Below are 23,189 nucleotides of genomic sequence, written 5' to 3'. Positions count from 1 at the left end.
ATGAATCCAAATAATCGCTTAACAACAAACCAAGGTGCTCCAGTTGGAGACAACCAAAATTCTCGTACAGCCGGTCGTCGTGGACCAGTATTATTAGAAGACTATCATTTAGTAGAAAAACTTGCGCACTTTGATCGTGAACGTATTCCGGAGCGTGTTGTGCATGCACGTGGTGCAGGTGCTCACGGTGTATTCGTAACGAAAAATAGTATGAAGCAATATACGAAAGCTGCATTTTTACAAAATGAAGGAACTGAAACGCCTGTATTTGTTCGTTTTTCAACGGTTATTCATGGTCAAGGTTCTCCTGAAACAGCACGTGACCCACGTGGGTTCGCTGTTAAATTTTATACAGAAGAAGGAAACTACGATATCGTAGGTAATCATTTACCAGTTTTCTTCATTCGTGATGCAATTAAATTCCCAGATATGGTACATTCCTTAAAACCAGCACCTGATACGAATATTCAAACGCCAGATCGTTATTGGGATTTCATGACGTTAAGTCCAGAATCTACACATATGATGACATGGGTATTTTCTGATTACGGTACACCAGCAAGCTATCGTGAGATGGAAGGTTTCGGCGTCCATTCATTTAAATGGATTAATGAAGAAGGTAAAATTGTTTATATTAAATACCACTGGAAACCACAGCAAGGTGTACGTAACCTAAATGCGAAAGAAGTGCAAGAAGTACAAGGGAAAGACTTCAATCATGCAACTCGTGACTTGTTCGATGCAATCGAAAAAGGAAATCATCCGAAATGGGATTTACACGTACAAGTTATGCAATTAGATGAAATGGATTCTTTAGACTTTGATCCACTAGATCCAACGAAAGTATGGCCAGAAGATCGCTTCCCATTAATGGAAGTAGGGACAATGACGTTAAATCGTAATCCGAAAAACTTCTTTGCAGAAGTAGAACAAGTAGCGTTCTCTCCAAGTGCAACTGTAAATGGTATTGAGCCATCGGAAGATAAATTATTGCAAGGTCGTTTATTCTCTTACCCAGATACACAGCGTTATCGTCTTGGTGCAAATTACTTACAAATTCCTGTAAACTGCCCATACGCAGCTGTTCATAATCAACAACGTGATGGTGCGATGCAAGTGAATCAAAACCCATCTACAATCAACTACGAACCGAGCCGTCAGGCTGAAAATCCGGTTGAAGACCCAGCTTATCGCGATTCAACTATGAAAGTAGAAGGCTATGTATCTCGTGAAAAAATTGACAAACCAAATGACTTCAAACAAGCAGGTGAGCGTTACCGTTCATTCTCTAAAGAAGAGCAAGATAACTTAATTGCAAACTTAACGAATGACTTGAAAGACGTAAATGAACGCACGAAATTATTAGCTGTTTGTAACTTCTTCCGTGCAGATCAAGAATATGGTATGCGTTTAGCGCAGGCATTAAATGTTGATATTACGCAATATGTAGGAAATGCTCCGAAATAAATAGGAAAAGACGACTGTTATGAAACGGTCGTCTTTTTTATGTGTAAAGTTACACGCGGGTATTCTTCAGTTTCGTTATGTCGGAATTTTTTGGTAAATCGATATCTTGAAAGAAACAATCGATATATTTGAAAAATCGTTGATATATCCAAAAAACCGTTAATATATTTCCGGTTATACTAGGTGGGGTATGTTGCCCGGTGCGCAAAAAAGAGATGCAATCTATTAGTAATAGATTGCATCTCTTTTTTAGTTCACTCGCTCAGTATACTCATAAGCTTTCTCCCCATGCATCGAAATATCAAGTCCCATATGCTCCTCGTGCTCATCTACCCGGACAGGGAGGAAGAAGTTGATTGCTTTAATAATGGCATACGTCATTATAATTGTGAACGCATATGTTGCGCCGATCGCTACAAGTTGTTTCAACAGCAGCGAGGCGTTTCCGTAAAATAATCCGTTAGCGCCATCGCCGTTTACGGCAGTAGTTGCAAATAATCCTGTCGCAATACCGCCCCAAGTTCCACCGATGCCGTGACATCCGAATGCATCGAGTGTATCGTCGTATCCGAATTTTGTTTTTAAGAAAAAGACCGCTCCGAAGCATAATACGCCGCCAATTGCTCCGATAAGAAGAGCTGAGAAAGGTGTAACGAACCCGCAAGCTGGTGTAATAGCGACTAGACCGGAAACGGCGCCACAAGCAGCTCCCATCGCAGTCGGTTTTGATTGGAAGAACCACTCTGAAAGCATCCAAGTTAATGCTGAGGCAGCGGCAGCTATATTTGTATTAATAAATGCAGTTAAAGCTACATCATTTAAAGATAATGCGCTTCCGACGTTAAAACCGAACCAGCCAAACCATAATAAGCCTGCGCCTAACATTGTAAATGGTAAATGGTGAGGAGAAGAACCATTTATGTTTTTTCGTTTTCCGAGGAAAATAGCTAATACAAGACCAGCAACTCCGGAAGTGATGTGAACGACGTTTCCGCCAGCGAAGTCTAGTGCACCAAGTTCCCTTAGCCACCCGCCGACGCCCCATACCCAATGAGCGACAGGATTGTAAACAATCGTTGTCCATAAAAGGATAAAAATAAGAAAGGCAGAAAATCGCATTCTTTCAGCAAATGCACCTGAAATTAAAGCTGGAGTTAAAATGGCGAACATGAGTTGAAACATCATGAATAAATTGTGAGGAATAGTAGATGAGTAGTCTGGATTTGGTGCGTAGGTAACTCCGTTTAGACCGAACCAATCAAGTGTACCGATAAGTCCGTGCCAATCTGGTCCGAATGATAAAGAATAGCCGATAACAATCCATTGAATCGAAACGATAGCCATTGCACTATAACTATGCATCGTTGTACTGAGTACATTTTTGCTGCGAACCATACCTCCATAAAAAAGTGCCAATCCTGGTGTCATCAACATGACCATTACTGTCGTCACAAACATAAAAACTGTATCTCCCATATTCATGATTTTCCCTCCTATAATGTTAGAAAAAATAACATTGTTTTGTTATGTTTCATATCATATTCGAAAAGGAATTAAAAATCAACTAAAAATTCAGAAAAATATATATATGATGTTAGAAAATGTAACATAGATTATTTTGTGAGGATTGAAATCGACATATGCGTTTCTCTCGGATAATTGGTATAATATTCTTACAATTAAAAACTTGGGGGATGCGTGTGGGAAAAATACGGACTAGGAAACTATTCATTTGTTTTTGCTTAGCTTTTGTTTTGTTTGTACCAATACATACTTTTGCAGACGAAAAAAGAGAGTGGAAAGATGAAGTTATATACTCCATTATGATTGATCGCTTCAATAATGGAGAACCGAAAAATGACAAACAATTAGAAGTTGGTAATTTAGAAGGGTATCAAGGCGGGGATATAAGAGGAATTATAAAAAGGTTGGATTACATAAAAGAAATGGGTTTTACTACCGTTATGCTTTCGCCGCTTTTTGAAAGTGGAAAGTACGATGGATTAGACGTGCGAAATTTTAAAAAGGTAAATGAACATTTCGGGACAGACAATGATGTGAAAGAACTTGTAAAAGACGCTCATGCAAAAGGAATGAAAGTTGTATTTCAATTTCCGCTTGGAGAAAACGAACAACAGGTAATTGATGCAATGAAATGGTGGATAAAAGAAGTTGATTTAGACGGAAGCTATGTTATACATAGTGAAAAAAAGCCGCGTTCCTTTTGGGATAACGCGCAAAAAGATATGCAAGTGATAAAGAAAGATTTTCGTATTATGACAAAGGAGGATAGCGAATACAACGAAAAAATAGTAGAATCGTTTTCCAAAGCGGATGTATCGGTGAAATCGTTATACGATGTGAGTAAAAAAGAAGGGGAATTTGTTACGTTTTTAGATGATCAAGAAACAAAAAGATATGCGCGTATTGCAAAAGAAAATATGTATTATCCGCCATCACGTTTAAAACTGGCGCTTACTTATTTGTTAACATCACCTGGAATTCCGAATTTTTATTACGGAACTGAAATTGCATTAGATGGAGGAAGTGTACCCGATAATAGACGATTAATGGATTTTAAGTCAGACGAAAAGTTTATGCAGCACATAACAAAACTAGGTGAACTTAGGCAGGCGAGACCGTCTTTACGACGCGGTACGTTTGAGCTTCTGTATGATAAGAGCGGGATGAGCATACTAAAACGAAAATATAAAGATGAAGTAACTTTAGTAGCAATTAATAATACGAAAGAAACACAAAAAGTCTCCTTACCTGCAAGTGCAATTGGTGAAAAACAAGAGTTAAGAGGATTGTTGCAGGATGAAATTATAAGAGAGGAAAACGGAAAATTTTATCTCGTTTTAAAGCGTGAAGAATCAAACGTGTATAAAGTTAACGGAGAAACAGGTGTGAATTGGTTATTTATCTCCTTAATCGTTGGTGTGAATGTATTATTTATTGCGTTTCTAATTGCAGTTAAAAGGAAGCGTAGATGAGATGAGAAATTACTCGCTCTATGTTCATGTCTTCTTATTGTATTTGTAAGTTTGTTCGGCGGGGCAATAGTGTTATTCTGTTGATATGAAATTTCTTAAGAGAAACGATGTGAGAATGAAAACGTCCCTAGTGAGAGGAGGGCCAGGTTAGGAAGAGGATTTTCTTCCTAACCTGTTTTTTGTGTTAGCACCGATAGGGAAGAATCTTTGAAGCAATCAATAATTGCAACTATATTAATTTTACATTACATTAAAAGTTAGAGAATACTCTTATACTAATACAGTGCTAAATAGTAGGTGGGAAAATGGAGTTTTACGATTTGGGTATTACCATTAAAGAGCTTAGAATTAAAAAAAATATATCACAATCCGAATTATGTCATGGAATATGTTCGCAAAGTCAAATTAGCAAAATAGAAAAAGGTGTGATTTATCCATCTAGTATATTGTTATATCAATTATCAGAAAGACTTGGTATTGACCCAAATAATATATTTGCATTAACTCAAAACAAAAAATTAAAATATGTAGAAAATGTAAAATGCGTAATAAAAGATTGCTTAAAGCAAAAACAATACAAAGAACTTTATGAAATAGTGAAAAAAGAGAAAAACGAAAATAACTTCCAATCAACAGAAGATAAACAATTTTTAATATGGCATGAAGCGATTGCTATATTTATGGTGGATAAATCAATAAAAACTGCTTTAGATTTTTTAAATAATGCATTAAAATTAACTGTAACTAATTCTGATTTTTTATCAGAAAGAGAAATAGATATTATGCAGACAATTGCTATATTCCATGGGGAAAATAAAGAATATGAAAAAAGTATTAATATATTAAGAAGGTGTTTAACTAATTTTAATAAGTTAGATTTTCCTAGAGATAAAGAAATTAAATTGAAAATTATTTTTAATTTAGCAAAAATTTTAGGTCATGCAAATCAACATGAAGAGGCAGTAAAATACAATGATATGGGTATCAAACTAGCTATTAATCTAAATACTTTATATTTACTAGGTGAATTATACTATGGAAAAGCTTGGAATTTATTGAAACTTAAACAACCTAATGAAGAAGATGTTGCAAATAACATGAAAAAAGCATTATTTATATTTGAACTAACAGAAAAAGAAAATCTGATAAAAATGGTTAAAGAAAAATATTTTGAAAACCAAACTGAAAAAAGTCACTCATAATTCATTTGGAAATCACTTGAAATATAATAAAACCTACAGGGGAAATCTCTGTAGGTTTTATACTTATAAACTTGCTTCTAAAATATTAGTGCTTAATATAAATTTTTGAATAAGAGTTTACTTAGCGCTTTAGCGTACTTTTTTATTTTGAAGCCTGCATCTTTATTAAAGATGTATGCTTCTTTTTAAATCCATCCGAATATTATTGGTTCAAGTCGGAGGAAGGTACTTTGGGGTGTCTTTTCTTTAGATCTTTATCATTAACTATTTAATGTTTTTTAAATGATTACATGACATATTTTTTTTGTACCAAGCTTTGTTGATACAGTTAGATTTATCCGTTAGTGTATTCGTATTATTAGAACATCCTACAGTATTTAGGGAGAATGTGGCTAATAAAAACCATAATATTAATTTCTTCAAAAAACCACTTCTAACTCTTTTTTAATTAACATTTTTTAGATCCTTACTAATTTTACATTACATTAAAGGTTGGGAAATATTCTTATACTCATAAATTGTTACGTTTTGGCGGGGAGAGGAATTATGAGTTACAGCGATTTTTAAGATGACTTTGGCCCAGGATGTGGTTATTAAGAAAAGTAATTCAAATTGAAGGGGAAACGTCTTAAGGTATATTTTTCTTATTTTCAATAAGGTCTGCTAAATACATGTATAAAACAAATTCTACAATAAGGCCTAGTTTAATCATGCGCTCACTTGTAAAGTATTCGTATGGTTAGACTCTGTTCACTTAGTGATTTTCACCGCATATACCATTTTTCTATGGTTTGTTCTCGGAATATTGTCTCTACAAAACAAAAAACTCCTCTAATTAAGAGGAGTTTTCTTTTTAGCGGTAGTTAATGAACTGTACGTCGATTGGTAAATCAGCGCTACGAACAGCTGCGATTACTGCTTGTAAGTCATCACGGCTTTTCGCTGTAACACGTACTTGATCATCTTGTACTTGTGTTTTTACTTTTAATTTCATTTCTTTAATGATGTTGTTAATTTTTTTAGCGTTATCTTTATCGATACCTTGTTGAAGTGTTGCGCGTTGGCGAACAGTGTTGCCAGTTGCAGCTTCAACTTTTCCGTAATCTAAGTTCTTAATTGGAACGTTACGTTTTACAAGTTTAGAGATAAGAACGTCTTTTACTTGCTCTAATTTAAACTCGTCATCAGAAGTTAAAACAAGTACTTCTTTTTCTAATTTAATATCACTTTTACTTCCTTTAAAGTCATATCGGTTTTGTATTTCTTTTAATGCGATATTAATTGCGTTTGTTACTTCAGGTAATTCTACTTTCGAAACGATGTCAAAAGAACTATCTTTTGCCATAGTTAGCACCTCCAAATAAATTTCTAATCTTGTTATGTACTGTACATACTAAAGTATAGCTGAAAACGAGTCTAGACTTAAGTGTTTTCGTACTTATATTCATGTAACCTCATTTTATTATAGTGAATTTTGGGCAGTTGGACAAATACAGGAAAAATCATGTTATAATTAACTTTTGTTTGGAATGATAAAAAAGATAATTTTATATATATAGAAGGGAATTAAAAAATATGTATTTGCAAATAGGATCGATTGAACAGGTAACTGTTTTACGCGAAACGGAAATCGGATATATGGTTGGGAATGAAGAAGAGGAAATTTTCCTACATAAAAACGAAGTAGCTGGAGAAATTGAAGAAGGCGATACGATTGATGTATTCTTATACCTTGATCACCAAAATCGTATTTCAGCAACAATGAAGGAACCGATTATTACAACTTATGATTGGAACTGGGTAAAGGTTGTAGAAGTTATTCCTAGTTTAGGTGTGTTTGTTGATATTGGTGTGTCAAAAGATATACTAATTCCAGCTGATGAGTTCCCGATTTATATGCCAGTATGGCCAGAAGTAGGCGACGAATTATATTGTACGTTAAAATTAACGAATCGTGATCGTTTAATTGCTCTTCCGGCAAGAGACAGTGATATGCAAGAAATTATCGTAGATGCAACGCCATCTATGCGTAATAAAAACGTAAATGGACGTGTATATCGTTCGCTTCAAGTTGGTTCATTCATACTAACTGATGAGCATTTCCGTGCTTTCTTACACCATACAGAAAGAAAAGAACAAGTTCGCATCGGTCAGCGTGTAACGGGCCGTATTATTGACGTGAAAGATGATGGTACAATTAACATTTCACTTCTTCCTCGTAAAGAAGAAGGAATGGAAGACGATGCTGCAGTAATTTATGCATATATGGAAGAACGAGGCGGAGCAATGCCGTTTTGGGATAAGAGCCATCCAGAAGATATTAAAGAACGCTTTAACATGAGTAAAGCTGCATTTAAGCGTGCACTTGGTAAGTTGATGAAAGAAGAAAAGGTTTACCAAGAAGAAGGTTGGACTTACTTTAAGAAATAAAGTAAATGAAAAAAGAACTATTCTTTCTCTGAATTTTTAAGAGAAGGGATAGTTCTTTTTATTTTTAATAATGTATTCGCTCTATAAGGTAGATATTGTGAAAGAAGTAGGCAGGATGGAAACTAAAGTTATAGAAGAGGTATGTTATAAAGTTTTAAAAATATATGGTTAATTATTATATAGTTTTTTAAGTGAGATTTTGATTGTAGTATTTCTTATGTGATTCATTAAAAAGGCTAAAAGAATATAAGAGATTTATCGCAGTGTTTGTACTGCCTATCCTGCTATTTGCCGGGCAGTAAGATCATCACTGATTAAAGTTTCATTTTATGTATAAAATTGTGATAGCTTTTACACTGTGTTTTGAATTTTTACAACGCTGACAGTATTAAAAATATAAAATAATTAGGATGATTATATGCATATTTGGACACTAACAAATTGGCGGAAATATTATAATCTAGAAGAGAAGAGTCATCGCATGGGACTACGAGTAAAATTCGATAAAGATGTTGATCCTGAAGTGAGAAGAGCTATTAAAGAGTTTTGTAAATGGATACGCCGAGAATATTTTTTTCCAATTAGAGTACCTATTTATGTGAAATCTTCATATAAAATAAAGGCGATGGATGGTGAGTTGACTTTCTTTGAACCATTTAATCGAAATGATGAGCCGTATATTCGTATTTCGACAGGAGATTATTACGATGAGCTAGAGAAAAGAGGGAAAGATGACGCTTTGGGAGGATATTTGTTTACTATTGCGCATGAACTAACGCATTATTTCCAATGGATTAATGATATAAGACTAACGAGAATTGGATATGAGAGGCAGGCTACTACTTATTCAGGATATATTATTGATGAGTATAAAGAAACTAGAGAGCATCCGTGAAATAGAAACTTTATAGATAATTGGAAGTATGATAAGTAGCAATGGGCTTGAATGAATGCCCTAATATTTAGGGGCTATCCGGGATTAGATATCTGAGTTATTAAACAAAAATAAGTGTGAGTAATACGCTTTGACGAAAAGGTGTGTATATGAAATTTTATAACGCAGTATATCTTATAATTTCTTATGATGGTGAGATATTGAAAGAGAGGTACGAAAATGCAAGATAATGTACTGGAACAATTGATAAAGAGTCTCTCGGTATTATCCCTTGAAAAAGAACACGAAATAGCAGCAGTTGATTTACATGATATATATGAGAGCACTGAAAGATTCGAACAATTACTTGAAAATATTATGAACTCACAACAGTCTAAAGAAGACTTAATAGATGCGCTAATTGAAGTGGAGATAGAATTAGATCACATCAATTGGCATTACAAAAGCTTGAAGAAAAAGTTGGGAATATTGATGAAAGATTAAAAAACACAACCTTATGTAAAAAGATAAGGTTGTGCTTTTTTTTAATTTCCTTGCGGAGAAACAAGAGTAAACGTATCTTTCAAATCACTATCATTTATTTTAATATTTGCCTTTTTTAATTCCTCTTGTAACAATTTTTTGCTGAATACAGGATCAGCAGTACGTTCTTCCTCTAAGTTTTTGCGAATAGAGTCTTTCACTTCATCATAAGGCTTTAAAGCTTTTTTATCAGTTAATTTAATAACGTGATAACCGTTTGATGATTTTACGGGATTGCTAATTTGTCCAACATTTAGTTTGTAGGCAGCGGTTTCGAATTCAGGGGCCATTGTACCTGAATTGAAGTATCCAAGGTCTCCACCTTTATCTTTTGATAGCAGATCTTGTGATTCTTGTTTTGCTAATTCTTCAAATGAAGCACCAGCATCTAGTTTACTCTTTATTTCTTTCGCTTCATTTTCGTCACTTACTAAAATGTGACTCGCTTTAATTTCTGGCTTATAATGGTCTTTTACGTCTTTTTCTGTAATGCTTTTCTTAATCGCTTCATTCATAGCAAGTTTGAACTTAATTTGATTTTTGAAATCCTCTTCATCTTTTAAACCATAATTTTCTAATACTTTTTTGAATTGATCTCCATATTGTTTTTTTACTTTTTCTACTTCTTTATTTACCCCTTCATCAGGTACTTTATATTTTTTTGTGATGACGTCTTGTGCCATCATTTCGTATAGCATGTCTTTTCCGTAACGATCTTTCAATTGTTTTTCGAAGTTATCCTTTGTAATGGTGGAGTCTGTTGCTGTAGCGACTGTAGCTGAGCCATTCTTTTGTCCGCAAGCAGATAGCATCAATATACTTATTAGTGCAGTAATAATGAAAATATGTTTCCCTCTCATGCCAACACCTCATCCGAATATGTTATCGCTATTGTAGAATATAGAAGTGAACATGAAGTGAATTTTTAATGTTTTTTCCTTTAAAATGTAAAAAAGTACATCAACATAATTGTTGATGTACGATGGAATCAAAGGTGATCGGTCTTTTTAGAGTATGCACGTTTACCTTGCTGAATATTTTTTTGCTCTTGCTCATTTTTTTGTGTGCGTTTTGCGTTATTATCACGTGCTTTTTTGTCGTTATCACTCGTATGTGGCATATGTATCAACTCCATTTCTAAACGTTGTACGTTTATCATTTCCTTTTTCGTAAAGACTATGTATAGCGGTGCATTTATGAAGGGTAAAGGTGGATTCGAAATGGATTTGAAGTTGAATTATACTGAACTTATAAAGAAGTTAATCGTTGTAATCATCGCAGGTTTATTAAACGCGATTGGGATGAATTTATTTTTAACGCCAGCAAAAGTGTATGCGAGCGGCTTTGCTGGATTGTCTCAATTATTATCACAAATATTAGGTGATTTTTTATCGATTCACATATCTACGGGAGTATTGTTTAGCTTATTTAATATTCCTGTCGTTATTTTAGCGTGGAAAAAGGTTGGAAAGGCCTTCACCTTTTTTAGTTTTCTTTGTGTTATATTTATGACTCTGTTTCTAGAAATCATCCCTGTTAGAGCGGTTTCGAATGATATCATATTAAATGCGATTTTTGGCGGGATTATTTCGGCAATTGGAGTAGGGATTGCTTTAAAGTGGGGTGCTTCTACAGGTGGATTAGATATTATCGCCATGATTTTATCAAAAATAAAAGATAAGCCTGTCGGTACATACTTTTTCTTTTTTAATGCAATTATCATTATCGCTGCTGGCTATGTATATGGATGGGAAAAAGCGTTATATACGCTAGTGACTTTATATGTATCAACGAGAATTATTGATGCAATTCATACTCGTCATGTAAAGATTACAGCATTAATTGTTACGAAGAATGGGGCAGATGTAAGAAAGGCGATTCACTCGCGATTAGTAAGAGGGATTACAACGATACCAGCAACAGGTGCTTATACAAATGAAAATAAAGAAATGTTAATGATGGTTATTACCCGTTATGAGTTATACGAATTAGAGAGGATTATTAAACAAGTGGACCCAGGTGCATTTACAAATATACTGCAAACAGTTGGGGTATTCGGATTGTTTCGGAAAGATTAAAGAGGACCAAAGTTGGTCCTCTTTTTTAATGTAAATTCGTAATGTTTTGCAATTGCTCTTGCATTTCACGGAGCTGAACTTTTTCAGCAGTTGAAGAGTTTGCGTAAGCGGATTGCAAAGCATTTTTTGCTCTATACACGAGATCTTGTTGCTCAGTACCGCTTGAACAAGATACGGCATTTTCAACAGCATCTCTAGCTTGTTGGAATAGTAAGTTCCCCATTTAAACCCCTCCAAAAGAAGAGTTACTTCTTGCTTTTTCTGCCTCAGCTAATGTACCTCTGTACGGGAATCTTGCATCATGCTTCATAACAGCATCGGCTCCTTGTTGGATAAAACGTTTTGATTTGTTCTTTTTACCCATTCGAAAAACCCCCTTTATTTAGCTGAAAACAATCGACGCGATGTCTCATGCGTCTACTTATAGTATGGACATTTGGCAGGAAACTATAAGTAGGGAATTTTTAGATTACAACCCAAGAACCTCTTCTAAATATAAAGCAATACCATCTTCTTCGTTCGTTAACGTCGTATGGTTTGCGAGTGATTTTAATTCAGGGATGGCATTTCCCATTGCGATGCCGTGACCAGCAAATTCAATCATTTCAAAATCATTATCTTCATCACCGAAAGCGATAATGCGCTCTTGTGGAATGTTGTAATGACTAGAAATTTTTTGTAATCCAACTGCTTTATTTAATCCGCTTTTCACAATTTCAATAATCGGCCAAGGTGCGCCCCATTTTCTATGGTCGATTACTTCCGCATGCATATCGGTTAAATGTTGACGAATTGCAGTAGAATGCTCGTCATGTGCGTCAATTAATAAGCAAGTTGGATGATCGTTTAAAATATTTAATAAGTCTCCCGTAAAAATCTTAGGAGAGCCGAATTCGAAAATATGTTTTTTATCTTCATCAATTTCACGAACATACACATCGTCCATTACTTCCGCGTATATATTTTTTACGCCAAAATCAAAGCAAGCTCGGACAATTTCTTGCGCTGTTGCTAGCTCAAGAGGAGAGTGATGTGTTCCCCAGTTTGAATCAAGAGGATGATGTACGTAAGCGCCGTTAAAGTTTACGATAGGTGTGTTAAGATCAAGTTCTTTATAGTAATCATAACTAGCACGGAATGGACGTCCTGTTGAAATAACGACAATATGTCCCTGTTCCTTTGCTTTTGCAATTGTATGTTTCGTTCGAGTGGAAATTATTTTGTTGTCTGTTAATAAAGTGCCGTCTAAGTCTAATGCGATTAAATGTTGTTTGTTCATAATTTCACCTCTTATAATAATTTTTTTGTATCTATCTGTATTTCCGTTTTTAATATGCAGAAATAAGAGGTTAGACTCGGTGAAATCACCATAGATGGAAATTTCACTATATATCCATCTTACGTCTCAAAGTGCTGTGGTGTCTACTATTTATCGTTGGAAATTAAGAAAAGTCAATATCTTTTTAGAAAGTTCAAACAATGTTTCTTTCATTATGTACAAATTGTGAAAAGGGTTACATTGCTCGTGTGATGAGGCATATAATGAACATGTAATCTTCTCGTATATGTTTGACTCTCCTTTGAAACTAGCCTAGAGTAGGTTGGTTTCTTTTTTTTTCTACAAGTAGGAAAGAAATCCCTGCTTACGCTTGTGTCATTCATATATATGTACAAGAATGAGATGTAGTACTGTTTCCTAAACATGACAGAAAAGCTTTCTTTTAAAATGGATATACTAATGAGGCAAGACGTCATGGAAGGAGAATGAAGATGGGACAAAATCGCAGGTTTCGTTCTGGACAAAAAGCGCCGAATGATGGCATTTACGTAGAAATTGGTGAAACGGGAAGTATGGTGAAAGATCCGCAAATGGTGAAATTAACTGCCGGTGAAAAGTTTCCGGATAACACGAATCATAACCGCCAGTGGACATATAAAAGAAAACCGTAACAGAAGCCGCAATCATTATTGCGGCTTTTTTGTCGTTACACATTGTAATTTCATTTACCGTATTTTTTAGCAGTATAATGAATGCTCTCTTTTTCTTTTTCAAATAATAAGTTTGAAAATACATAGGCAAAATTATTGTATAAAAAAGTCAGTTGGCGTATAATCAAATCAAAGGTCAAAGAAAGTCAAACTTTTGGAGGGCTGTAAAGATGGACTTAAATCAAATGACAACAAAAACACAAGAGGCGATTATGAGTGCCCAATCTTTAGCGGTATCTCATCATCACCAAGAGGTGGATACTGTTCATCTATTACTTGCATTATTAGAAGAGCAAGATGGATTAGCAGTACGTATATTTCAAAAAATGAATGTTGATATAGAAGCATTAAAGCAAGGTGCTGAAAGTTTAATTAAAAAGAAACCTTCTGTAACAGGGAGCGGTGCAGAAGTTGGAAAATTGTATGTAACGAGCGCTCTGCAACAACTTCTTGTAAGAGCAGGGAAAGAAGCAGAAAAACTGCAGGATGATTACATTTCAGTAGAACATGTATTGCTTGCTTTTTCTGAAGAAAAAGGCGATATAAATCAATTATTTACAAGATTGCATATTACGAAAGATAACTTATTACAGTCTTTAATGACAGTTCGGGGGAATCAAAGAGTGACGAGTCAAAATCCAGAAGCAACTTATGAAGCGTTAGAAAAATATGGCCGTGATTTAGTGGCGGAAGTGAGAGCAGGGAAAATCGATCCTGTAATCGGCCGTGATAGTGAAATACGACGTGTAATTCGTATTCTTTCACGTAAAACGAAAAACAATCCTGTTTTAATTGGGGAGCCAGGTGTTGGTAAAACAGCAATCGTTGAAGGGCTAGCACAGCGTATCGTGAAAAAGGATGTACCTGAAGGATTGAAAGATAGAACGATTTTTGCGTTAGATATGAGTGCGCTCGTAGCAGGTGCGAAATTCCGTGGTGAGTTCGAAGAGCGTCTGCAAGCTGTATTAAATGAAATTAAAAAGAGTGAAGGACGCATTTTATTATTCATTGATGAACTTCATACAATAGTTGGAGCTGGTAAAACAGAGGGAGCCATGGATGCAGGAAATATGTTAAAACCGATGCTTGCGCGCGGTGAACTGCATTGTATCGGGGCGACGACGCTCGATGAATATCGCAAATATATTGAGAAAGATCCAGCGCTAGAAAGACGTTTCCAACAAGTATTAGCAGAAGAACCAACTGTTGAAGATACAATTTCCATTTTACGTGGATTAAAAGAACGCTTTGAAATTTATCACGGTGTAAATATTCATGACCGTGCGATTGTAGCAGCGTCAGTTTTATCAGATCGATATATTTCAGATCGCTTCTTACCTGATAAAGCAATTGACCTTGTTGATGAAGCGTGTGCAACAATTCGTACAGAAATTGATTCTATGCCAACAGAATTAGATGAAGTAACGCGCCGCATTATGCAGCTGGAAATTGAAGAAGCGGCTCTTGGGAAAGAAACGGATCGTGGTAGCCAAGAGCGTCTAAAAACATTGCAACGTGAATTATCGGATTTAAAAGAAGTTGCAAGTGGCATGAGAGCGAAATGGGAGAAAGAAAAAGAAGACATTCACAAAGTTCGTGACTTACGTGAACATTTAGAACGTTTGCGTCGTGAATTAGAAGAAGCAGAAGGCAATTACGATTTAAATAAAGCAGCCGAACTTCGTCACGGGAAAATTCCCGCAATTGAAAAAGAGTTAAAAGAAGCGGAAGAAATGGGCGCGCATAATAAACAAGAAAATCGTTTATTACGTGAGGAAGTAAGTGAAGAAGAAATTGCAGATATTGTTTCACGCTGGACTGGTATTCCTGTTGCGAAACTCGTGGAAGGTGAACGCGAGAAATTATTACGCTTAGAGCAAATCTTATCAGAGCGTGTCATCGGACAAGAGGAAGCAGTAAGCTTAGTGTCAGACGCAGTTCTTCGTGCTCGCGCTGGTATTAAAGATCCGAACCGCCCGATTGGTTCTTTCATCTTCTTAGGACCAACAGGTGTTGGTAAAACAGAACTTGCAAAAACGTTAGCCCAGTCTTTATTCGATAGTGAAGAGCAAATGATTCGCATTGACATGTCTGAGTATATGGAAAAACACGCCGTGTCTCGCTTAATTGGTGCACCTCCTGGATATGTAGGATATGAAGAAGGCGGTCAATTAACAGAAGCGGTAAGACGTAAACCATATTCCGTTGTTTTATTAGATGAAATTGAAAAAGCACATCCAGAAGTATTCAACATTTTATTACAAATGTTAGATGATGGACGCATTACAGATTCGCAAGGTCGTACAGTGGACTTTAAAAATACAGTTATTATTATGACTTCAAATATTGGATCTGCTCATTTACTAGATGGAGTAGAAGAAGATGGTTCCATTAAGGAGGAATCAAGAGACCTTGTAATGGGGCAATTAAGAGGACATTTCCGCCCTGAATTTTTAAACCGTGTGGATGAAATTATTTTATTCAAACCTCTTACAACGAATGAAATTAAAGGCATTGTTGATAAAATTGTAAAAGAACTACAAGGTCGTCTAGCTGACCGTCACATTACAGTAGAATTAACAGATGCAGCAAAAGAATTTGTTGTGGAAGCCGGTTTCGACCCAATGTACGGAGCTCGTCCATTAAAACGATACGTACAGCGTCAAGTGGAAACGAAATTAGCACGAGAATTGATTGCAGGAACAATTACTGATAATAGTCACGTAGTTGTTGATGTAGAAAATAACGAATTAGTCGTTCATGTGAAATAAAAATAAAAAAGAGTTCGGATAAAATCCGGACTCTTTTTTTAGTGTTGTTCTACTGGCTCGTTTGGAATTGCAGCTGAAATTGCTAGTACTAACACAGCAAGAACAACTGAGAAAATAGACGCTTGGTTAAAGTCGTATGTACCGCCAGTCATAGAGCCGATTACATAGCTCATCATATGTACAAGTAAGAACGACCAAATTAATGCCCAAATGAAACGCATATTTTACACCTCTATTCGTTCAATCTGTCCTTATTGTAACACAATTGAAAAAAGAATATAGAAAAATATTTGTAGATTTTTCAACGCAAATTTGCATTCCGTTCATACATTATAAAAGAGTGGTTTTATATGTTTAGAAAATAAGGCGGGGGAAAAATGAGTATTACGGAACGTTTTTTTTACTTAGAAAAAGAACCATGTGTCATTTATTTACCGGAGAAGCCAAATGGATTTTCTGTTATGCTCCTCGGTGATTATAACTACTTTATTGAGAATGGTACAAGTTTATGGACACAGCATGCGGGTAGATCTTATTTTTTACATGGCCTTATTGAGCAAGGCTACACAGTCTTTTCTTCTAATTTATACGGAAGACATTGGGGAAACGACCAATCTGTTCGTCTAGCGAAACGTTTATATGACGTTGTGTTGAGAAAAGAGACATTGAATGCGAAAATGCACATTATGGCAGATGGTATGGGAGCACTTGTAGCACTCGAAATGATGAACAAATACCCTGAGTGTATACGCTCTGTCATTATGTTAAATCCGTGTTTAGATTTACCAGAATATGTGGAGTTTGAGAAAGAGCATAAGTTTTTTTACAAGAGACTCGTGAAGGAATTAAGTTTGGCGTATGATGCCAAAGAAGAAGAATTAGAATCAAAAATAAATAAGAAATCATTTACGCTTCTTCCATCTTGTGTACCTGTTAAAATTTTCGTATCAACACAAGAAAAAAGAGGAAGAAAACAGCAGTTGCGTAGATATGAGAAAATGAGGCAACTAAATCAATGTGATACTTCTGTCTTGTTCCATCTGCAAGATGTGAAATATAAAATGGTTAGGCAAACGACCGATTTCTTTAAAAAATATGAAGAAGAATTATGAAGCTCCCATATACATAAATGAGGAGCTATTTGTTTCAGAGGGAAAGGGTTGGTGGTATGGAACGCGTGCTAATTGTAGGTGCACTTACGTTTGTAGGTTATCACCTTGTAAATAAAATGATTGCAGAAGAAGTGGAAGTATATGGTCTTGATTTTGATGAATTCGATAGTATGACGAAAATTAATGAAGAGAAGTTATTATTAATTGGGCGAAATGCATTATTTACGTATTATTCGATAAGAGATGAAGATGGATGGAGATCGGTTGAGGAAGAGAGATTCGATACTGTTTACTTTTGCTTATATGAGCCAAATCAGCAAAGTGGATTTCGGAATGAAAGAGTCATATTACAATATTTAAAGCGAATTATAAGAATGTGTGAAGAACAAAAAGTGAAGTTAAATTTAATTTCTTCTATTGAAGTAGGCAGTACAGATGAATCCGAAAATAAGCGACTATTTTTGAAAGTAGAAGAAGGATTGAAAAAAGGGAATTTACAATATAGTGTATTTCGAGTTCCAACATTATATGGACCGTGGCAACCGTCCTTTATGATGTTTCATCAGCTTATTTTATCAGAATTAGGTGAAAAAGAGTGCCGTTGTACGATTGAGGAAAAGGGGAATGATTTACTTTACGTTGAAGATGTATGTGAATACTTATGGGAAAATGGAACGAACGGGGCGCATCTTGGTATATACAATTTACTTAGTGGTAAACAGTCATTATGGGAAAAAGGTATGAATCTTTTACGCGCGGATGATAAAGTAAATAAAAATAATAACGAAGTAAGAGATGAGGCTATCGAGGTAATTTCAATAAAAAGAAATACTCCGTTAGAATACGGTTTAAATAAGCAACTGGCACACATGAAAAAATATAAAGAGTTATACGAAGGGTAGTACGCGTGTTACACTATTGTATGTGAAAGTTTTAATGGAGAGGAAGAGCATAATATGAACGAAAAAAGCATGCAGTTTTTACAAATCGCAATGAAGCATTTACCGGAAGCAAAGGCAATTTTAGATGATAATGGAATTGCACTTGATATGGAGAAGGCACAGCCGGTGTTAGAGTTGTTAATGAAAGTTATGAACGAGGCCTATGAGCTCGGGAAAGCAGATAAAGAATAAAAAGAATAAAAAGCATCTTTTTAAGATGGAAGAGAGGCCCGAACCGTGGATAGAAGCGGTCAGGGCCTTTTTTATTCTTGCCTGGGAGAAAACCAGAGATATGAAGAGGATAAAGGAAAAGTAGTGAGGAGAACTCTCTAGTTTAGAAGGAAAGCAGATAAAGAATAAAAAGCATCTTTTTAGATGAAAGAGAGGATCGAACCGTAAATAGAAGCGGTTTGAGTCTTTTTATATTTGAGAGGTATGTTTCTATTTCTTTTAATGAAAAATAACGTGAATAATGCGTTAGCTTTCTGTTTTATGCGAAATATATTCTAGACAAAAATACATTTATGTTTTAAAATTAGTACCAAGTCATAATAATTGATATAAAACGGAGGGCTGCGATGTGAACGTGGGCATTTTAGGGATCGGAAGATATGTGCCAGAAAAAGTAGTCACAAATCACGATTTAGAGAAAATAATGGAAACATCCGATGAATGGATTCGTACGAGAACGGGAATTGCAGAAAGACGCATTGCCGATGATACAATAGATACTTCATATATGGCCGTAGAGGCTTCTAAAAAAGCACTTGAAGATGCAGGAATTAGCGGAGAGGATATCGATCTTATTTTAGTAGCAACAGTAACACCAGATCGTGCTTTTCCAGCAGTTGCTTGTGTAATTCAAGAAGCAATAGGAGCGAAACATGCAGCTGCAATGGATTTAAGTGCAGCATGTGCTGGTTTTATGTACGGAATGATTACAGCACAGCAATTTATTCAAACAGGAACGTATAAAAATGTATTAGTAGTTGGTAGTGATAAACTATCTAAAATTGTAGACTGGAACGATCGAAATACAGCAGTACTATTTGGAGACGGAGCCGGTGCTGTCGTAATGGGAGCCGTTTCAGAAGGTAAAGGCGTTCTATCTTTTGAATTAGGAGCAGACGGAAGTGGCGGCAAGCACCTTTATCAAGACGAGTATGTTATGATGAATGGCAGAGAAGTGTTTAAATTTGCCGTTCGTCAACTTGGTGATTCTTGTCTTCGCGTTTTAGATAAAGCTGGTCTTACGAAAGAAGATGTGGATTTCTTAGTACCGCATCAAGCAAACATTCGTATTATGGAATCTGCAAGAGAGAGGTTAAATTTACCACAAGAAAAAATGAGTATGACGATTGAGAAGTTCGGTAATACATCAGCTTCTTCAATTCCGATTGCAATGGTAGAGGAATTGCAAAACGGACGTATTCAAGACGGTGATTTAATTATACTTGTTGGTTTTGGCGGCGGATTAACATGGGGAGCAGTCGCTCTTCGTTGGGGTAAATAAGGACTGAGAGAAAAAAAGGAGTGTATTTTGTATGGAAAAAAAGAGGGTCGTAATTACAGGACTAGGAGCTGTTACACCGGTCGGAACAGATGTTGAAACAGCGTGGGAAAACATTAAAAAGGGTGTATCTGGAATCGGGCGACTTACAAGAATTGATCCAGAACTATTTCCAGCAAAAGTAGCAGCGGAAATTAACGACTTTGAAGTCGAGAAATATATTGATAAAAAAGAAGCGCGCCGTATGGATCGCTTTACACAATATGCAGTAGCAGCAGCGAAAATGGCAGTTGCAGATGCAAAGCTTGAAATTACAGAAGAAAACGGACCTCGAATTGGTGTATGGATTGGATCTGGTATTGGCGGTATGGAAACATACGAAGAACAATTTAAGATTTTTACTGAGAAAGGCCCACGCCGCGTGAGCCCATTCTTCGTGCCGATGATGATTCCAGATATGGCAGCAGGTCAAGTATCAATCGCAACAGGAGCAAAAGGAATTAACACTTGTTCTGTAACGGCTTGTGCATCTGGTGCAAACTCAATTGGTGATGCATTTAAAGCAATTCAGCGTGGTGATGCTGATGCAATGATTACAGGCGGAGCAGAAGCACCGCTAACAAGTATGGCATTCGCAGGATTTAGCTCAGCGAAAGCATTAACATTTAATGAAGACCCAGCAACGGCTTGCCGTCCATTTGATAAAAACCGTAGCGGTTTCGTAATGGGTGAAGGTTCAGGTATTCTAATTCTTGAAGAATTAGAGCACGCATTAGCACGCGGTGCTCACATTTACGCGGAAATTGCTGGTTATGGTGCAACTGGAGATGCGTTCCATATTACAATGCCTGCTCCTGGTGGGGAAGGCGGAGTGCGTGCAATGCGTCAAGCTTTAGCTGATGCAGGCCTACAGCCAGAAGATATTGATTACATTAATGCGCACGGTACAAGTACTGATGCGAATGAAAAATATGAAACGATGGCAATTAAAGAAACTTTCGGCGAGCACGCGTATAAAGTAGCGATTAGCTCAACGAAATCAATGACAGGTCACTTATTAGGAGCAGCTGGTGCTGTTGAAGCGATTTTCTCTATTAAATCAATTACAGACGGAGTAATTCCTCCAACAATTAACTATGAGACACCAGATCCAGAATGTGACTTAGATTACGTACCAAATCAAGCGAGACACCAAGAAGTAAATGCAGTATTAAGTAACTCATTAGGATTCGGTGGTCATAACGCAGTGTTAGTATTTAAATCGTATAAATAATCGATGAAATAAGGAGTTTTTTCGCAATCTATTGCGAAAAAACTCCTTATTTATTTTTACGCCTTTTTCTCCTGTAGCATATACATAAGAAAAAGGAGGGATAAAGATGGGGATTGTTGAAACAGCTGAATGGCTACATTTATATTATGGACGGCCAGAAAAACTTTGTGAGAAATTTACGAAGTATATTCCGTTGCCAAAAGAAAGGTTGTATCGCTTTTTAATTTCAAAAGGGATGTATCGCCCGATCATGCGCGGAGAAAAGGAAATTAAAGAATTAGAGGAAAAGGAAATTTGGAAAGAATTGAGCCTGGAGTATGATAAACTGAAAAATTGGTTAAAAGGTCCAGATGTCCCTGTCTTTATTTTATTATCAGATTCCTATAATCGAACTGTACAAGAAGAGTATAACGGTAGGGCTGGATTATCTATGCGTCATGTTATTTTCTTATTCGTATGTGGGCGGAATTCGGTAGAAGAATTAAAAGTGTTATTGGCGCATGAATATCATCACATATGCAGGTTACATCAAATTGAGACGAAAGAAACAGAATATACATTACTTGATACGATGATTATGGAAGGGCTAGCGGAACAAGCAGTAACAGAAAGGTATACAGAAAAAAACAATGCACCGTGGACGGCGTATCTTTCACAAGAAGAGGCTGTTTATTATTGGAAAAATGTTGTACATGAAAGAATAAGTATAAAACGAGGAACAAGGGAACATGACATCTTATTAAATGGCTTTCACTCTTATCCGAAGATGCTTGGCTATGCGCTTGGATTTCATATTGTCAAAGATTGTGTAACTTTGGAAGGAGAAGATACACTTTCTTTATTATCTATAGATGCAAAAGAAATATTGAATAAAGCAAATACATTTCATATATAAAAAAACAGGAATTCTATTTCCTGTTTTTTTAGTATTAATAGAAGAAAAAATAATAATTAGAATATATTTCCTCAAGTGGAATAAAGTTAAGCAAAAATGAACATAATGATTGGTACAAACAGTAGTGAAGTGAGGGGTAGTGAATGTTATATCTACATGATGTATGGGTAAATTGGTTTGAAGGTGAAGAAAATGGGTATAACGTTTGTCATTTTTACGAATGGCGGAAAGATGATACGATTGAGCTATTAGATCAAGTGCCATTATTAAAAGTAGATGCCACATTATATCATTACATCGAGAACGAATTGTTAGAGCTTCCGCAAAAAATGCTGGAAGACGTACATCATAAGGCTTATATTCGTAAAAATCATGAACGTTTGCAGCAAGAGTATTGCTTTGTTGTTACAGATGGAAAAGGAATTATTGCGATTGACACAATTGGTTACAATGTACCAATTCGCAAAAGTAGACTTATACCACGTCAAGAGCAGATGGTATATGAGATGGTAGAAAACGTACAAGCAGAAAAGTATGAGTTCCAAGTAGAAGAAACAGAAAAAGAACATCACATTTTATCACCATCGCCTTTCATTATGAATGGCTTGACTCGTAAAGAAAGACAGCTAAAACAATTATTATTTATGGCGTTAGATCAATTACATACAACGAAAAACACAGCAGAAATTCGCTATTGGTTCACAGAGTGGGATCCATCAGCATATGGAATGGTTCAACATATGGAATTTGAAGATATTTGGGCTAAGCTGTATGATGAAGCGAAAACAGGCTGGTCTGATAAGCACGAACAATTATGCGAGCGTCTCGTAAAAGGGCAGCCATTTTTTGAAAAGTTATGGGAAATGGAAAATGAGCAAAAGGTAAATTAAAAAACCGCCAATTGGCGGTTTTTTAATTTTGTAGAAATCTAGTTCCAGCGGCAAGAATGTTCGGTGGCTTCGCGCCTTCACATTCTAAACGAGCCGCCTCCGCTTTTTGTAGAAATCCAGCTCCGGCAGCAAGCTCTTCGTGTCTAAGAACCTTTCGCATAAGAAGACAAAAAGCGTCTTCTATGCGAAAGAACCTTAGCCAGTCAGAGCTGAACGAG

The 23,189-nt window shown here is 35.9% G+C and carries 25 protein-coding genes; 16 read left to right on the top strand and 9 right to left on the bottom strand.

The features are described from left to right. Positions 1–1,467 (top strand): catalase KatB, encoded by a 1,467-nt coding sequence (gene katB / locus ACTFR3_RS13965; protein ID WP_440044487.1) that lies wholly within the window; start codon positions 1–3, stop codon positions 1,465–1,467. 249 nt (positions 1,468–1,716) lie between these two features. Here the strand turns inward: katB and ACTFR3_RS13960 are convergent, their stop codons facing one another. Then, positions 1,717–2,949, bottom strand: a complete 1,233-nt coding sequence (locus ACTFR3_RS13960; RefSeq protein ID WP_001055855.1) for an ammonium transporter — start codon at positions 2,947–2,949, stop codon at positions 1,717–1,719. Positions 2,950–3,107: 158 nt separating this feature from the next. Between ACTFR3_RS13960 and ACTFR3_RS13955 the strand changes: the two genes are divergently transcribed. Then, complete coding sequence (locus ACTFR3_RS13955; protein WP_440044486.1) at positions 3,108–4,463, top strand: alpha-amylase family glycosyl hydrolase; 1,356 nt, start codon at positions 3,108–3,110, stop codon at positions 4,461–4,463. Between the two features lie 305 nt (positions 4,464–4,768). Beyond that, complete coding sequence (locus tag ACTFR3_RS13950; RefSeq protein WP_000397889.1) at positions 4,769–5,665, top strand: helix-turn-helix domain-containing protein; 897 nt, start codon at positions 4,769–4,771, stop codon at positions 5,663–5,665. 853 nt (positions 5,666–6,518) lie between these two features. Here ACTFR3_RS13950 and ACTFR3_RS13945 read toward each other — a convergent pair. After that, a complete protein-coding gene (locus tag ACTFR3_RS13945; protein WP_001040149.1) occupies positions 6,519–7,010 on the bottom strand; it encodes a YajQ family cyclic di-GMP-binding protein in 492 nt (163 codons plus the stop codon). A gap of 230 nt (positions 7,011–7,240) precedes the next feature. Between ACTFR3_RS13945 and ACTFR3_RS13940 the strand changes: the two genes are divergently transcribed. The 3 genes from ACTFR3_RS13940 (at position 7,241) to ACTFR3_RS13930 (ending at position 9,473) form a co-directional block, all read left to right on the top strand. Next, a complete protein-coding gene (locus tag ACTFR3_RS13940; RefSeq protein ID WP_000281260.1) occupies positions 7,241–8,095 on the top strand; it encodes a CvfB family protein in 855 nt (284 codons plus the stop codon). A 418-nt stretch (positions 8,096–8,513) separates the two neighbouring features. Continuing rightward, the gene (locus ACTFR3_RS13935; RefSeq protein WP_440044485.1) at positions 8,514–8,990 is read left to right on the top strand and encodes a hypothetical protein; all 477 of its coding nucleotides are present in this window, start codon (positions 8,514–8,516) and stop codon (positions 8,988–8,990) included. A 219-nt stretch (positions 8,991–9,209) separates the two neighbouring features. Continuing rightward, positions 9,210–9,473 carry a hypothetical protein gene (locus tag ACTFR3_RS13930; protein ID WP_440044484.1) on the top strand — a complete coding sequence of 88 codons (264 nt, stop codon included), beginning with the start codon at positions 9,210–9,212 and terminating at the stop codon, positions 9,471–9,473. Positions 9,474–9,514: 41 nt separating this feature from the next. Here the strand turns inward: ACTFR3_RS13930 and prsA are convergent, their stop codons facing one another. Both prsA and ACTFR3_RS13920 read right to left on the bottom strand, forming a co-directional pair. Beyond that, complete coding sequence (gene prsA / locus ACTFR3_RS13925) at positions 9,515–10,372, bottom strand: peptidylprolyl isomerase PrsA (RefSeq protein ID WP_440044482.1); 858 nt, start codon at positions 10,370–10,372, stop codon at positions 9,515–9,517. Positions 10,373–10,500: 128 nt separating this feature from the next. Next, the gene (locus ACTFR3_RS13920) at positions 10,501–10,632 is read right to left on the bottom strand and encodes a DUF3941 domain-containing protein (protein ID WP_001120851.1); all 132 of its coding nucleotides are present in this window, start codon (positions 10,630–10,632) and stop codon (positions 10,501–10,503) included. A 100-nt stretch (positions 10,633–10,732) separates the two neighbouring features. Here ACTFR3_RS13920 and ACTFR3_RS13915 point away from each other — a divergent pair, with 100 nt between their 5' ends. After that, a complete protein-coding gene (locus ACTFR3_RS13915) occupies positions 10,733–11,590 on the top strand; it encodes a YitT family protein (protein ID WP_000364431.1) in 858 nt (285 codons plus the stop codon). A gap of 25 nt (positions 11,591–11,615) precedes the next feature. Here ACTFR3_RS13915 and ACTFR3_RS13910 read toward each other — a convergent pair whose 3' ends face one another. The 3 genes from ACTFR3_RS13910 to ACTFR3_RS13900 all read right to left on the bottom strand — a co-directional run bounded on the left by ACTFR3_RS13910 (position 11,616) and on the right by ACTFR3_RS13900 (position 12,869). Continuing rightward, positions 11,616–11,813 carry a DUF3813 domain-containing protein gene (locus tag ACTFR3_RS13910; protein ID WP_000527407.1) on the bottom strand — a complete coding sequence of 66 codons (198 nt, stop codon included), beginning with the start codon at positions 11,811–11,813 and terminating at the stop codon, positions 11,616–11,618. Further along, on the bottom strand, positions 11,814–11,954 hold the full coding sequence (locus ACTFR3_RS13905) for a hypothetical protein (RefSeq protein ID WP_000516816.1): 141 nt from the start codon (positions 11,952–11,954) through the stop codon (positions 11,814–11,816). Positions 11,955–12,059: 105 nt separating this feature from the next. Then, a complete protein-coding gene (locus ACTFR3_RS13900) occupies positions 12,060–12,869 on the bottom strand; it encodes a Cof-type HAD-IIB family hydrolase (protein ID WP_001041232.1) in 810 nt (269 codons plus the stop codon). 491 nt (positions 12,870–13,360) lie between these two features. Here ACTFR3_RS13900 and ACTFR3_RS13895 point away from each other — a divergent pair, with 491 nt between their 5' ends. Both ACTFR3_RS13895 and clpB read left to right on the top strand, forming a co-directional pair. Next, positions 13,361–13,540 (top strand): YjzC family protein, encoded by a 180-nt coding sequence (locus ACTFR3_RS13895; protein ID WP_000531421.1) that lies wholly within the window; start codon positions 13,361–13,363, stop codon positions 13,538–13,540. 209 nt (positions 13,541–13,749) lie between these two features. Further along, positions 13,750–16,350 carry an ATP-dependent chaperone ClpB gene (gene clpB, locus ACTFR3_RS13890; protein WP_440044481.1) on the top strand — a complete coding sequence of 867 codons (2,601 nt, stop codon included), beginning with the start codon at positions 13,750–13,752 and terminating at the stop codon, positions 16,348–16,350. 38 nt (positions 16,351–16,388) lie between these two features. Here the strand turns inward: clpB and ACTFR3_RS13885 are convergent, their stop codons facing one another. Beyond that, positions 16,389–16,571 carry a YjzD family protein gene (locus ACTFR3_RS13885; protein ID WP_001211116.1) on the bottom strand — a complete coding sequence of 61 codons (183 nt, stop codon included), beginning with the start codon at positions 16,569–16,571 and terminating at the stop codon, positions 16,389–16,391. Between the two features lie 156 nt (positions 16,572–16,727). Here ACTFR3_RS13885 and ACTFR3_RS13880 point away from each other — a divergent pair, with 156 nt between their 5' ends. The 7 genes from ACTFR3_RS13880 (at position 16,728) to ACTFR3_RS13850 (ending at position 22,971) form a co-directional block, all read left to right on the top strand. After that, the gene (locus ACTFR3_RS13880; protein ID WP_000028712.1) at positions 16,728–17,462 is read left to right on the top strand and encodes a hydrolase; all 735 of its coding nucleotides are present in this window, start codon (positions 16,728–16,730) and stop codon (positions 17,460–17,462) included. Between the two features lie 29 nt (positions 17,463–17,491). Continuing rightward, positions 17,492–18,364: an NAD-dependent epimerase/dehydratase family protein gene (locus ACTFR3_RS13875; RefSeq protein WP_002164601.1), complete on the top strand. Its 873-nt coding sequence runs from the start codon at positions 17,492–17,494 to the stop codon at positions 18,362–18,364. Positions 18,365–18,418: 54 nt separating this feature from the next. Further along, positions 18,419–18,595: a ComZ family protein gene (locus ACTFR3_RS13870; RefSeq protein WP_001986215.1), complete on the top strand. Its 177-nt coding sequence runs from the start codon at positions 18,419–18,421 to the stop codon at positions 18,593–18,595. A gap of 388 nt (positions 18,596–18,983) precedes the next feature. Continuing rightward, complete coding sequence (gene fabH, locus ACTFR3_RS13865) at positions 18,984–19,916, top strand: beta-ketoacyl-ACP synthase III (protein ID WP_001100547.1); 933 nt, start codon at positions 18,984–18,986, stop codon at positions 19,914–19,916. Positions 19,917–19,947: 31 nt separating this feature from the next. Further along, positions 19,948–21,186, top strand: a complete 1,239-nt coding sequence (gene fabF / locus ACTFR3_RS13860; RefSeq protein WP_000412656.1) for a beta-ketoacyl-ACP synthase II — start codon at positions 19,948–19,950, stop codon at positions 21,184–21,186. Positions 21,187–21,292: 106 nt separating this feature from the next. Then, a complete protein-coding gene (locus tag ACTFR3_RS13855) occupies positions 21,293–22,081 on the top strand; it encodes a DUF2268 domain-containing protein (protein WP_000513279.1) in 789 nt (262 codons plus the stop codon). A gap of 143 nt (positions 22,082–22,224) precedes the next feature. After that, positions 22,225–22,971: a YjbA family protein gene (locus ACTFR3_RS13850; RefSeq protein WP_000966127.1), complete on the top strand. Its 747-nt coding sequence runs from the start codon at positions 22,225–22,227 to the stop codon at positions 22,969–22,971. Positions 22,972–22,993: 22 nt separating this feature from the next. Here the strand turns inward: ACTFR3_RS13850 and ACTFR3_RS13845 are convergent, their stop codons facing one another. Next, a complete protein-coding gene (locus ACTFR3_RS13845) occupies positions 22,994–23,131 on the bottom strand; it encodes a hypothetical protein (protein ID WP_001233403.1) in 138 nt (45 codons plus the stop codon). Positions 23,132–23,189 lie beyond the last annotated feature (58 nt).

Origin of the sequence: Bacillus cereus group sp. MYBK14-1, from assembly GCF_051916885.1 — a bacterium.
Taxonomy (GTDB): domain Bacteria; phylum Bacillota; class Bacilli; order Bacillales; family Bacillaceae_G; genus Bacillus_A; species Bacillus_A cereus.
Note: the sequence above shows the minus strand (reverse complement) of the source record. Positions and strands in the feature narration are given on the sequence as shown.